The organism is Streptomyces sp. NPDC059443, from assembly GCF_042750105.1.
Taxonomy (GTDB): domain Bacteria; phylum Actinomycetota; class Actinomycetes; order Streptomycetales; family Streptomycetaceae; genus Streptomyces.
The window spans coordinates 50991-64182 of record NZ_JBHYVM010000009.1; the positions used below are offsets into that span (position 1 = coordinate 50991).

Genomic DNA, 13192 nt, shown 5'->3' on the forward strand with positions numbered 1-13192 from the left:
GGGGGGGGGGGGGCCCGGGCCGCGTCTGGTCGGGGGCTGCGTGGGGGCGGGGGGGGGGGGCGGGCCGCCCCCCCCCCCCCACCAGGCCAGCCTTCGGCTGGCGCGGTCTTCCTCAGCCGTCGGCATCGTGTTCTCCGCCTTGCCCGTGCTCGCCCTTTCCGGGTACGCATACCCGTACAGGGACCCTTACCCATCCTCGTACGTCTGTCCGACGTCCGGAGATGATCGCAGGTCAGCGCAGTGGCCGGTGCACGTTTTTGTGCGTGGAGGGGCCGGGGGTGGCGTCGGCGATCCACGGGCCGTCGCCGGAGGGGTCGAGGATCCCCTCCTCCAGCCAGGTGTAGGTACCGGCCAGGACCCCGTCCACGACCTTGCGGTCCAGGTCGTCGGTGTTGGCCCAGAGCCGTCCGAAGAGCTCCTCCACCCGCAGCCGGGACTGCCGGCAGAAGGCGTCGGCCAGCTGGTAGGCCTCGCGGCCGTGGTCGCCGGCGGCCCGCATGTGCTCGGCGCGCACACAGGCCGCGCTCATCGCGAAAAGCTCGGCTCCGATGTCGACGATCCGGCCGAGGAAGCCCTGTTTGGTCTCCATGCGGCCCTGCCAGCGGGACATGGCGTAGAAGGTGGACCGGGCGAGTTTGCGGGAGCCGCGCTCGACATACCGCAGGTGGGCGGCGAGGTCGGGGTGTCCGGCGGGGTGGAAGGCCCGGTAGGCCCCGGGGACCTGGCCGGCTCCGGTGGCGAGCTGGGGCAGCCAGCGCGCGTAGAACCCGGCGGCGCGGGCGCCCGCCTTCGCCTTGTCGCCCAGCGCCTTCTCGGGGTCGATGAGGTCGCCCGCGACCGACAGGTGGGCGTCCACGGCCTCGCGGGCGATCAGCAGGTGCATGATCTCGGTGGATCCCTCGAAGATCCGGTTGATGCGCAGGTCGCGGAGCATCTGCTCGGCGGGGACGGCCCGCTCGCCTCGCGCTGCGAGGGATTCGGCGGTCTCGAAGCCGCGTCCGCCGCGGATCTGGACCAGTTCGTCGGCCATCAGACAGGCCATCTCGGAGCCGTAGAGCTTGGCGAGGGCGGCTTCGATGCGGATGTCGTTGCGGTCCTCGTCGGCCATCTGGGAGGCCAGGTCGACCACGGCTTCCAGGGCGAAGGTGGTGGCGGCGATGAAGGAGATCTTCGCGCCGACCGCCTCGTGCTTCGCGACGGGCCGCCCCCACTGCTCGCGGACGCCGGACCATTCCCGGGCGATCTTCAGGCACCACTTCCCGGCGCCCACGCACATGGCGGGCAGCGAGAGCCTTCCGGTGTTCAGCGTGGTCAGCGCGATCTTCAGCCCGGCGCCCTCGGCGCCGATGCGCTGGGCCGCCGGGACGCGCACCTGGTGGAAGCGGGTGACGCCGTTCTCCAGCCCGCGCAGGCCCATGAAGGCGTTGCGGTGCTCGACGGTGATGCCGGGCGAATCGGCCTCGACGACGAAGGCGGTGATCCCGCCCCGGTGGTTCTCGCCCTTCGGTACCCGGGCCATCACCACGAGCAGGTCGGCGACGACCCCGTTGGTCGTCCACAGCTTCACGCCGTCGAGGACGTAGGTGTCGGGGCCGTCCGGGACCGCCGTGGTGGCCAGGCGCGCCGGGTCGGAGCCGACGTCCGGCTCGGTGAGGAGGAAGGCGCTGATGGCGGTGGTCGCACAGCGCGGCAGATAGGCGTCCTTCTGCTCCTGCGTGCCGAACATCTTCAGCGGCTGGGGTACGCCGATCGACTGGTGCGCGGAGAGCAGTGCCCCGATGGCCGGGGAGACGGAGCCGACGAGGGCGAGGGCCTTGTTGTAGTACACCTGGGTCAGGCCCAGGCCCCCGTACTTCGGGTCGATCTTCATGCCGAGCGCGCCGAGCTCTTTCAGCCCCCGCACCGTCTCGTCGGGGATCTTCGCCTCGCGCTCGATGCGCGCCCCGTCGATGGACGTCTCACAGAACTCCCGCAGCCGGGCCAGGAAGGCCTCCCCGCGCCGGACGTCCTCGTCGGCGGGGAGCGGGTGGGGGTGGATCAGGTCGAGCCGGAACCGTCCGAGGAACAGCTCCTTCGCGAAGCTGGGGCGCTGCCAGTTCTGTTCCCGGGCCGCTTCCGCGACCTGCCGTGCCTCGCGCTCGGTCACCTTGGGCCGGGTGGAGGGTGTGGGCTGGGTGTCGCCGGGCTGTGTTGCGGACATGGAGAAGACTCACCTCGCCGCCGAGAGGGGTGCTTACCGGTGGGTGCTACCAGTGAGTCGTACCCGTTTCGGCCCCCGCGGAAGCGGCCGGGCCCCCGCATTGCCCGGGCGGCGCAACAAAAGACGGCCGGAGCCCCCGCACAGTAGGCTCCGGCCGTCGGCTTTGTGGCCGTACGAGTGGGTCAGATGTCCAGGCTGGTGAGGACCAGGACCCGCTCGTAGGTGTAGTCGTCCATCGCGTAGCGCACGCCCTCGCGGCCCACGCCGGACTGCTTGACGCCGCCGTACGGCATCTGGTCGGCGCGGTAGGACGGGACGTCGCCGACGATCACGCCGCCGACCTCCAGCTCGCGGTGGGCGCGGAACGCGGTCTGGATGTTCCGCGTGAAGACGCCCGCCTGCAGACCGAACTTCGAGTCGTTGACGGCGGCGAAGGCCTCGTCGGTGTTCTCGACCCGGCGCAGCGTGAGGACCGGACCGAAGACCTCCTCGACGGCGAGCGTGACGCCCTCGGGAACCTCGGCGACCACGGTGGGCTCGTACGAGGCACCCTCGCGCTTGCCGCCCGTGAGCAGCTTGGCTCCGGCGGCCACGGCCTCGTCGACCCAGGCCTCGACGCGCTTGGCGGCGTCCTCGGAGACGAGCGGGCCCACGTCGGTGGCGGAGTCGTTCGGGTCGCCGGTGACCTGCTCGCGGACCTTGGCGACGACCTTCTCGACGAGCCGGTCGTAGACCGTCGCGTCGGCGATCACGCGCTGCACGCCGATGCAGGACTGGCCGCCCTGGTAGTTCGAGAAGGTCGCGATACGGGTCGCGGCCCAGTCGAGGTCGGCCTCGGAGGACCAGTCGTCCAGGACGACGGCCGCGGCGTTGCCGCCGAGCTCCAGGGTGCAGTGCTTGTGGGGCACGGCCTGCTGGATGGCGTAGCCGACCTTGTCGGAACCGGTGAAGGAGATGACGGGCAGGCGCTCGTCCTTGACCAGCTCGGGCATCTTGTCGTTGGCGACGGTCAGCACGGACCAGGAACCGGCCGGCAGGTCGGTCTCGGCGAGCAGCTCGCCGATGATCAGACCGGACAGCGGGGTGGCCGGAGCGGGCTTCAGGATGATCGGCGCGCCGACGGCGATGGCGGGGGCCACCTTGTGGGCGCACAGGTTCAGCGGGAAGTTGAACGGCGCGATGCCGAGGACCGGACCCTTGACGAAGCGGCGGGTCAGGGCCAGACGGCCGACGCCACCGGCGTCGGTGTCCAGGCGCTGGGCCTCTCCGCCGTTGAAGCGGCGGGCCTCTTCGGCGGCGAAACGGAACACGGACACCGCGCGGCCGACCTCACCGCGGGCCCACTTGATGGGCTTGCCGTTCTCGGCGGAGATCAGCTGGGCGATCTCCTCGGTGCGCTCGACGAGCCGCTTGGACACGTGGTCCAGGGCCGCGGCACGCACGTGGGCCGGGGTCGCGGAGAACTCCGCCGCCACCGCGTACGCGGCGGCCACGGCCTCTTCGACCTGGGCGTCGGTGGGGACGCTGACGGTGCCTACGAGGCGGCCGTCCCACGGGGAGTGGACGTCGAAGCTTTCGTCGCCAGTGGCCTGGCGGCCGGCGAGCCAGAAGGCGTGGGTGGAAGTCATGCGAATCCCGGCCCTTCGGAGTTGTGCGGTGTCCTTGTCCCCTCCACGGTAGGACTCCGTCGCGGTTTCGGCGTTTGTCCGGCGTGGAGTACGTGGTCCGCGCGGCGCGCCGGTTTGTCAGTGTCGGCGGGGGCACCGGCCGTGCGGGACGCCCTGGCCCCGGCCCTACTGGCCCGGACTTACTGGGGAGCCGGGGTGGCCGCGCCGGCCGAGGTGGCCTTGAGGGCCAGCCACAGCTCCATGCGGACGTCCGGGTCGTCCAGGGAGCGGCCCAGGATCTCCTCGACCCGCCGCATCCGGTAGCGCAGCGTGTGCCGGTGGACGCCCAGGTCGGCCGCCGCCGCGTCCCACTGGCCGTGCCGGGAGAGCCATGCCTGGAGCGAGGCCACCAGGTCGCCCCGGCCCTTCTCGTCGTGTTCGCGCAGCGCCCGCAGGGTGCCGTCCGCGAAGGCCCGTACCGCTTCGTCGGCGAGCAGCGGGAGGACCGAGCCCGCCGCCAGCTCCTCGTGTTCGACCATCGGTCGGCCGCGCCGCCGGGCCACGGCGAGGGCCTGGTCGGCCTGCTTGAAGGCCGCCGCCACACCGGAGGCCACCGCCGGCGCCGACAGGCCGAGTACCAGTTCGTCCGGCTCCGGCTCGCCCGAATCCCGGCCGCGCCGGGATTCCAGCGCCTCCGCGTACTCGGTGCTCGCCTGTACCGCCGAGCCCCCGTCGGCCGCCAGTACGACCAGCCGGCCCGGCTCCGGCACCACCAGCAGGGTCTCCCCCGTGCGCGCGGCCGCCGACTCCACCGCGTCGGCCAGCAGGGCCAGGCCCTCGGGCTGCGCGGTGCCCGGCAGGGCCGGTTCCGCCACGAGGATCCGGAACGGCGCCTCCAGCAGGGGCCCGTACAGATCCCCGGCCACCGCCTGCGCGTGCTCCGCCTGCCCGGCGAGCAGCATGCGCAGCACGGCCGCGCCGAGGCGGGACTCCGCGTCGTGCAGGGACCGGGAGCGCTCGGTGGTGAGGGTGAGCAGGGCCACCGCTGAGTGCACGGCGTAGCGTTCGGCGGTGCCCAGCGGGGCCCCGGTTCCGACCGCCAGCGCCCCGCGCGCCCGCCGGCCCGTACCCAGCGACTGGAGCTCGACCCGGTCGTCCGACCCTCCCACCACGGCGCTGGCCGGCGCCGGCCGGTCCCGCAGCCGCTCCACGTCGGGGGTGAGCCGGGCCGCCCGGCGCGCGGCCCAGTCGGGCGCGGCCGCGACGACGGCTCCGGAGGTGTCGTAGAGCGCGGCCCAGCCGTGGACGTGCGCCGCCAGCTTCGTCAGCAACTCGGCGGGCCCGTCGGCGGACAGCGCGGCCCGCGTCAGCTCCCGCTGCGCCTCGAAGCCCGCCGTCACGGCCCGGTACTGGTCGGCGGCGAGGGCCGCGGAGACGGCCTTGCTGATGGCGAGGAACGGGGTCCGCCGGGGCACCTCCAGCAACGGCAGGTCCTCCGCCCGCGCGGCCTCGACCAGCGCCTCGGGCACGGCGTCGTAGTTGACCCCGATGGCGAAGCCGATCCCGACGACTCCGGCCGCCGCGAGCCTGCGCACGTAGCGCCGCATCTCCTCGGGGTCCTCCGCGTCCAGCTTCATCGCGGTGATGAGGAGCAGCTCCCCGCCCTCCATGTACGGAACGGGGTCGGCGAGCTCACTGACGTGGGCCCAGCGCACGGGAGTGTCGAGGCGGCCCTCCCCGGCCCGGACGCTGAGCTTGAGCGCCGAGTGCTGGACGAGTGAGGCGAGGGTGAGCGGCATGGGTACCGGTGCGCCTTAGGGGGAGGAGTGGGTTCGGCGGCGAGATGCCGACGCAGGATTCTCGCCGCGGAACGCCACTGCGGATTTCGCCGTGCCGTATGAAGGGCTCACCTTGATTCTGCCATCCCGTACGGGTCGGCTCAGCTCATCCCGGCGAGCCGGACCAGTAGCGGAGCCGCCCGTTCCCCTCGTACCGAGGTCAGCGACAGCACCGCACACCCGGGCGGCACGGCGTGTGCCAGTTCGGACGCCGACCACCGCTCCCGCTCCACCTGCCGTACGGTCACCGCGTCCGTGGTCACGGCCTTACCGGTGACCAGCTTGCGGAAGGCGTGGATGGCGCGGGTCAGGGGCTGGTCGGCGAACACCGTCCGGTGGGTGACGTCGCGGGTCTCCACCCATTCGGTGCCCCAGGTCTCCGCGAACCGCTTGCCGTCCCAGGTGGTGATCCCGGAGAAGGCCATCCGGCAGCCGACGGCGCCGAGCAGCGGGGTGCGCAGGGCCTCCGGTACGTCGTCCAGGGTGCGCAGGGTCAACAGGACCCCCGCGTTCGCCGAGCGCAGCCGCTGGACTCCGCGCACGGTCTCGGCGGTGAGCGTGTGGGAGGCGTCGTCGAAGGCGAGGAAGGCGAAGAGCGAGCGGTCCGCGCGGGCCGCGGCGGCGGCGTTGAACTGGGCGAGGAGCAGACGGGCCAGCATGCGGGAGGCATCGGCGTGCCCGCGCTCGGGAAGGTCCACCCGGACGCGGAGCGGGTGTTCCAGCGCGCGCAGCGAGAACGGGCGCCCGGCGCCGGTGGTGTCGAAGAAGCCGGCGAAGGCCGGCCGGTCCAGCAGCGCGACCCTGTCGGCGAGGGCCGGTCCCGGGTCGGCGGGGGCGCCGTGCTGGCGCGTGCGGGCGTCGAGTTCGCGGAGCATCGGCTCCTTCCCGGCGGCCTCCAGCGCACCGCGCAGGGCCGCGATCGCTCCGGGCATGTGGTCGAGGAGTTCCCGCAGCTCGGGCACGGAGGGGAAGCGGCCGTACGCCGCCCGGAACGGCCCGAGGAGCTGGGCGAGCGCCGTCGCGGCGCGGCGTACGTCGATCCCCGGCATGTCCCCCACGAACCCCTCCGCGAGGAGCATGGCGGCCTCGTCGGGGTCGGTGGCTCCCCCGTAGAGGTCCAGGTCGTAGACGGAGTCGGGGACACCGATCCGGACGACCACGTCATAGGCCTCGTCGGGCCCGAGCTGGGCGCCGGCCGATCCGACCGCCACGACGGCGGCCTGCCCGGCCAGCGCCTGCAGGGCCAGCGACTCGACGACCGGGCGGACCAGGCGGGTGGTCTTGCCCGCACCGGAGGGACCGATGGCGAGCAGCGAGGTGCCGAGCACCGCGGGGTCGAGCGCGAGACCGCTGCCGCGGCGGGCGTACGGATTGCGCTCGCTGTCCTCGACCGTGCCGAGGAGCAGCTGGCGGACCAGCAGATCGTGCCGGGCGGCGCGTACGGGCAGGTCGCGCGCCCCTGACGGGTGGACGCACGCCCCGGCGCCCTTGTCCCGTACGGCGTCGGCGAAGGCGCGCGTCCGCGAGGGGTCGGCCCGCACGGTCTCCCAGGCGCGCCGGATCCGCGCGTAGTCGACATCACCCATCCGCCCGGCCCCGGCCTCGGCCCCGAGCCGGTCGGCCACCTCCCCCAGCCCGGCGCGGCGGACTTCGGTCCACTCGACGAAGTCTTCGGGGGACGGTCCTGCCGCAGGGACGGGAGGCGTGGGGCCAGGCTTCGGCCGGTCGTCCGGTGCGGGCCTGCGGGCCAGGCGGAAGAAGAACACGATGACCGGCGCCGAGACCACCACGTACACGAGGTCGGCCACCACCTCGATGGTGCCCGCGCTCATGCTTTCGTAGGGCAGGTGGTCGCTGACGAGGCCCAGGACCGTCAGCGTCCTGGTCCAGATCAGCATCAGCACGAACAGCGCACCGGCGGCCGCGCCCAGCGCCCTGGCCCGGGGCCCCCGCGCGGCGACGAGCCGCTGGAAGGCCAGGTCCCACGAGCCCAGCCGGCTGAACCAGACCACGAGCAGGCAGGTCACCAGCAGCATGTAGGCCTGGAGCGCGGCGGTCCCCCGGCCGTCGACCGGCGCGCCGCCCAGTTGCCACCAGTCCCGGGGGGTCAGCAGCTTGAGGGGGAGGTCGGTGTACGGAATGTAGTTGTTGGTCAGCAGGGACCAGGCCAGCACGCACGCCAGGAACGAGATGACCACACCGCTCAGCAGCGCTCCCGCCGTGGCCGGCTCTGCCTCTCCGCCCGCGCGCGGCCGGTGCCCGAACCGCCAGAAGCCCGGTTCCGCCTCGGGGCGGGGGGCGCGCAGCCATTGTTCGAGCGAGGGGCCGGCGCTGGGTGCGTACGCGGGCCTGGGCGGGGCCGAGCTCGGCGGCGGCCCACCCGGCCTGGGTACGTGGTCCGCACGGACCTTCTGCCCGTTGTGCGTGCCGTCGGTGTCCATGAACCCCTGCCCCCTGCCCGATACCGCACTGTGCTGCGCGCTCAATCTAGTGGCCGGCGCCGCCTTACGGCCCGTACCCGGTCATGATCCACAAGACACGCGGAATGTCCTTCCTATGGCCGTCACGGACAAGGACACGCGGGTACTACTCCCGAACGGAGCATGCAGGACCCGGTCCCCCGGGCCTAGCCTGCGGACAAAGACACAAGTGCGTCCGAAAACACCCCCCAGGAGCCCCCTATGACCGCTGTTCCGCAGGAGCGCCGCATCGTCACCGCGATCCCCGGCCCCAAGTCGCAGGAGCTGCAGGCCCGCCGCCTTTCGACGGTGGCCGGCGGCGTGGGCTCCGTGCTCCCCGTCTTCACGGCCCGCGCGGGCGGCGGCATCATCGAGGACGTCGACGGCAACCGCCTGATCGACTTCGGCTCCGGCATCGCCGTGACCTCGGTCGGCGCCTCCGCCGAGGCCGTCGTGCGCCGCGCCTCCGCGCAGCTCGCCGACTTCACCCACACCTGTTTCATGGTGACCCCCTACGAGGGCTACGTGGAGGTCTGCGAGGCCCTCGCCGAGCTCACCCCGGGTGACCACGCGAAGAAGTCGGCCCTGTTCAATTCCGGCGCCGAGGCCGTCGAGAACGCCGTCAAGATCGCCCGTTCGTACACCAAGCGCCAGGCCGTCGTCGTCTTCGACCACGGCTACCACGGCCGTACGAACCTCACGATGGCGCTGACCTCGAAGAACATGCCGTACAAGCAGGGCTTCGGTCCGTTCGCCCCCGAGGTCTACCGCGTCCCGGTCGCCTACGGCTACCGCTGGCCCACCGGCGCCGAGAACTGCGGCCCCGAGGCCGCCGCCCAGGCGATCGACCAGATCAGCAAGCAGATCGGCGCCGACAACGTCGCCGCGATCATCATCGAGCCGGTCCTCGGCGAGGGCGGCTTCATCGAGCCGGCCAAGGGCTTCCTGCCGGCGATCGTGAAGTTCGCCAACGACAACGGCATCGTCTTCGTCGCCGACGAGATCCAGTCCGGCTTCTGCCGCACCGGCCAGTGGTTCGCGTGCGAGGACGAGGGCATCGTCCCCGACCTGATCACCACCGCCAAGGGCATCGCGGGCGGCCTGCCGCTCGCCGCCGTCACCGGCCGCGCCGAGATGATGGACTCCGTGCACGGCGGCGGTCTGGGCGGCACCTACGGCGGCAACCCGGTGGCGTGCGCCGGTGCGCTCGGTTCCATCGAGACCATGAAGGAGCTCGACCTCAACGCCGCGGCGAAGAAGATCGAGTCGGTCATGAAGGCCCGCCTGACGGCCATGCAGGAGAAGTACGACATCATCGGCGACATCCGCGGCCGCGGCGCCATGATCGCGATCGAGCTCGTCAAGGACCCGGTGTCCAAGACCCCGAACCCGGAGGCGGCCGGCGCGCTCGCCAAGGCCTGCCACGCCGAGGGCGTGCTCGTCCTCACCTGCGGCACCTACGGCAACGTGCTCCGCTTCCTGCCGCCGATCGTCATCGGCGAGGACCTGCTGAACGAGGGCCTGGACGTCATCGAGGCCGCGTTCGCGGCCACCGGTACGGCTCTCTGATCGAACGTCTGGCGCGTTCGGTAGAACGCGCGAGCAGAATGCTCGATCACTACCGCGGGTAACGGTCGGGCGCTGTGAAGAAGGTGTGGGGGGCCGATGGCGGGAGCGTTTTCCGGCTGTCGGTCCCCCTTCTCCTGCCGTACGGTTTCTGCAGATGAGTGAGACAGCCCGCTCGCGGGAAACCGAGAGCGATACCAGTACCGGGCTTCCCCAGCGCCGTACTGGGCATGCGTTCGCGCACACTCCTCACCGATCGGACAGCCGTACGCCCCAAACCCCCCGGGGCGCACGGCAACCCGGTCCGGGCGGCCGTCCCGGAACCACCCCCCCTGTTCCGGGACGGCCGGCCACTCTCCTCCGCCGGGCCTCGTCGGCCCCGCCCTCGGCCCCGGCCCCCCGCGCGCTCGCCGCCGTCTCCGCGCTCTGCGTCGCGCTCTTCGCCCTGATCACCTGGCAAGTCCTCGTATCGGGCCCCCTGCTGACCCTGGACGCCCGCCTCAGCCGCGCGCTGGTGCGCACCGTCCCGGACGAGGTCACCCAGCGCCTCTCCGACCTCGGAAACGTCCCGGTCGCGGTGCCCGTCCTGGTCTTCGCGGTCGTCTACGCCGCCCGGCGCGGCAACCGCGCCGGTGCGGCGGCCGCGGCGCTGGCCATGGCCCTGGTGCCGGCCCTGGTCGTCCCGCTGAAGCAGTGGACCGGCCGGCCGGGCCCCCTGGAGCCCTGGGCCGCCGGCTACTACCCCTCGGGCCACACGGCGACCGCCTTCGTGGCCTATACGGCCGCGGCCCTCCTCGTCAGCCCGTACCTGCGCGTGCGCTGGCCCCTCCCGCTGGCCGCCGCCCTCACCACCCTGACGGCCGCGGGCCTGATCCTGCGCGGCTACCACTGGCCCCTGGACGTCCTGGCCAGCCTCCTGATGTGCACCCCGCTCCTGCTGGGCGTCCACCGGTGGGCCGCGCGGCCTGTCGGTCCCCCCGCCTAAGATCCTCCCGATCTTGGAATTCTTCTCCACGAAGGGCGGGGGCGCGCCATGGGTGCCAGCGACTGGGACTACGTGACGACGTACGAGGGAGGCGTGCAGGCATCACTGGACGCCCTGCACGCGCGGGTGTTCACCGAGGAGTTCGGCGAGACCGGCGACTACGCGGACCTGGCCGAGCTGTGGGCCGACGGCGAGTTCATGGGTACGGGAGGCACGCACACCATCCTGGACGTCCCGCGGGCCGCCACCGGGTCCGGGGGTCCGGCGCAGGGCACGCTGCGGCCGCTGTCCGCCGATCGCCTGCTGCACCACTTCGGCGCGGCGCGGCCGACGGTCGCCCGGTACGAGGAGCTGCTGGCCGCGGCCGGCCGGGCGATGAGCCAGCAGGAGTACGAACAGAGTCTGCTGGGCGAGGAGTTCCCGCGCTGGAGCGGGCTGTACGTCCTCCTCTACGACGAGGCCGGCGAGGCCACTGCGGCCGGCGAGGCCGGGGGCGAGCCGACCCACGTCGCGTTCTTCGGCTGCTCCGGGGACTAGGGACCGGCCGGGAGGCCGGGCCGGAGCCCCGTGGGGACTCCGGCCGGGCCGCACTCCGTCCGGAACCCGGTCAGCCGCCGAAGTAGGCGTCGAAGTTCTTCGAGAACTCCCAGCCGCCGAAGCGGTCCCAGTTGACCGACCAGGTCATCAGGCCGCGCAGGGCCGGCCAGGTGCCGTGGGTCTGGTAACCGCCACAGGCCGTACCCGCCTTCTTCGTCAGGCAGTCCAGGGCCTTGGTGACCTCCGCCGGGGAGGTGTAGCCGTTGCCCGCGTTGGTCGTGGCCGGCAGGCCGATGGCCACCTGGTCCGGGCGCAGCGGCGGGAACACGCGGGCCGTGTTGCCGGCGACCGGGAAGCCGGTGAGCAGCATGTCGGTCATGGCGATGTGGAAGTCGGCGCCGCCCATGGAGTGGTACTGGTTGTCGAGGCCCATGATCGAGCCCGAGTTGTAGTCCTGGACGTGGAGCAGGGTGAGGTCGTCGCGCAGGGCGTGGATGACCGGGAGGTACGCGCCCGCGCGCGGGTCCTGACCGCCCCAGGGGCCGGAGCCGTAGTACTGGTAGCCGAGCTGGACGAAGAAGGTCTCGGGGGCCATGGTCAGGACGAAGTCCGGGCCGTACTTGGCCTTGAGGGCCTTCACGGCGGAGATCAGGTTGACGATCACCGGGGTGGTGGGGGCGCGGAAGTCGGTGTCCCCGGTCGCCAGGGAGAGGGAGTGGCCTTCGAAGTCGATGTCGAGGCCGTTGAGCCCGTACTCGTCGATGATCTTGCTGACCGAGGAGACGAAGGTGTCGCGGGCGGCCGTGGTGGCCAGCTGGACCTGGCCGTTCTGGCCGCCGATCGAGATCAGGACCTTCTTGCCGGCGGCCTGCTTGGCCTTGATGGCCGCCTTGAACTCGGCGGCCGATTCCACGGTCGGGCACTCGCTGACCGGGCAGAGCTGGAAGCGGATGTCTCCCGAGGTCACCGAAGTCGGCTCGCCGAAGGCCAGGTTGATGACGTCCCACGAGGCGGGCACGTCGGCCATCCGGACGTAGCCGGAGCCGTTGGCGAAGCTGGCGTGCAGGTAGCCGACGAGGGCGTGCGCGGGCAGGCCGGGATTGCCCGGATTGCCGCCGCCGTCGCCCGGGGTGGTCACCGCCGCGGCGGCGCTCTTCGGGGATTCCCCGGCCGCGTTGACCGCGCTGACCTGGAAGGAGTACGTCGTGGAGGCGGTGAGGCCGGTGACCGTCGCCGAAGTGCCGGTGACGCTCGTCGGGTTGGCCCCGTCCCGGTAGACCTTGTACGAGGTGGCGCCGGCCGAGGCCGTCCAGGAGAGGCCGGCCGTCGTCGGGGAAGCGGCGGACGCCGTCAGGCCGGTGGGGGCGGCCGGGGGCTGGGGCTGGCCGGGGCCGGAGCCGCCGGGGTCGGGGCCGACGAGGGTGACGTCGTCCGTGAACTGCGGCGGCTGGCCGTACCAGCCCTGCGTGTACACGGTCACCGAGGTGGCGGCCGCGCCGGTACGGAAGCTTGTGCTCAGCTGCTTCCAGGCACCCGGGGTCTGCGTCCAGGTCTGCACGTCCGTGGTCCCGGTGCCGGTCGCGCCGAGGTAGACGTACGCGCCCTGCACCCAGGCGCTGAGGGTGTAGGCGGAGTCGGGCTTGACGGTGACGGTCTGGGAGCAGCGGGCGTTGTCCTGCCCTGCCGGGGTGCCCTTGAGGGCGGAACTCCCGCCGTGGACGGGGGTGCTGACCGTGGCTCCGCCGCCGGCCGAGCAGGTCCAGCCGTCGAGTCCGGCTTCGAAGCCGCCGTTGCGGATGAGGTCGGCGTCCGCGGCCGCGGCCGGCGGGCCGATGGCGAGGAGGCCGGCCGCCGCGAGGGCGGCGGCCGTGAGGAGGGACAGGGCCGTTCTTCCGACGGCGCCTCTTGCTGCGCGCACAACTGCCTCCGGTGCGTGGGGGGATGGAGCCAGGCCACAGGTGATGGAGCGGGCGCGCCCAAGATGGTCCAGACCAATGTTC

General features: G+C 72.7%; 8 protein-coding genes. 3 read left to right on the forward strand and 5 right to left on the reverse strand.

All coding sequences use genetic code 11. From position 1 onward, the window contains the following. Nucleotides 1-232: 232 nt before the first annotated feature. From ACFXDJ_RS11350 to ACFXDJ_RS11365, 4 genes are all read right to left on the reverse strand, one after another. Nucleotides 233-2200: an acyl-CoA dehydrogenase family protein gene (locus tag ACFXDJ_RS11350; protein ID WP_384654186.1), complete on the reverse strand. Its 1968-nt coding sequence runs from the start codon at nucleotides 2198-2200 to the stop codon at nucleotides 233-235. A 182-nt stretch (nucleotides 2201-2382) separates the two neighbouring features. Continuing rightward, complete coding sequence (locus ACFXDJ_RS11355; protein ID WP_384654184.1) at nucleotides 2383-3828, reverse strand: aldehyde dehydrogenase family protein; 1446 nt, start codon at nucleotides 3826-3828, stop codon at nucleotides 2383-2385. Nucleotides 3829-4007: 179 nt separating this feature from the next. Then, nucleotides 4008-5606 (reverse strand): PucR family transcriptional regulator, encoded by a 1599-nt coding sequence (locus ACFXDJ_RS11360; protein WP_384654182.1) that lies wholly within the window; start codon nucleotides 5604-5606, stop codon nucleotides 4008-4010. Between the two features lie 140 nt (nucleotides 5607-5746). Then, nucleotides 5747-8086 (reverse strand): ATP/GTP-binding protein, encoded by a 2340-nt coding sequence (locus ACFXDJ_RS11365; RefSeq protein WP_384654180.1) that lies wholly within the window; start codon nucleotides 8084-8086, stop codon nucleotides 5747-5749. Between the two features lie 240 nt (nucleotides 8087-8326). Between ACFXDJ_RS11365 and gabT the strand changes: the two genes are divergently transcribed. From gabT to ACFXDJ_RS11380, 3 genes are all read left to right on the forward strand, one after another. Next, nucleotides 8327-9673, forward strand: a complete 1347-nt coding sequence (gene gabT, locus ACFXDJ_RS11370; RefSeq protein ID WP_384654178.1) for a 4-aminobutyrate--2-oxoglutarate transaminase — start codon at nucleotides 8327-8329, stop codon at nucleotides 9671-9673. 154 nt (nucleotides 9674-9827) lie between these two features. After that, nucleotides 9828-10655: a phosphatase PAP2 family protein gene (locus tag ACFXDJ_RS11375; protein ID WP_384848905.1), complete on the forward strand. Its 828-nt coding sequence runs from the start codon at nucleotides 9828-9830 to the stop codon at nucleotides 10653-10655. 48 nt (nucleotides 10656-10703) lie between these two features. Then, nucleotides 10704-11192, forward strand: a complete 489-nt coding sequence (locus ACFXDJ_RS11380) for a hypothetical protein (protein WP_384654174.1) — start codon at nucleotides 10704-10706, stop codon at nucleotides 11190-11192. A 70-nt stretch (nucleotides 11193-11262) separates the two neighbouring features. On the opposite strand, the gene ACFXDJ_RS11385 is transcribed toward ACFXDJ_RS11380, so the two are convergent. After that, on the reverse strand, nucleotides 11263-13110 hold the full coding sequence (locus ACFXDJ_RS11385; RefSeq protein ID WP_384654172.1) for a chitinase: 1848 nt from the start codon (nucleotides 13108-13110) through the stop codon (nucleotides 11263-11265). Between the last annotated feature and the right edge of the window lie 82 nt (nucleotides 13111-13192).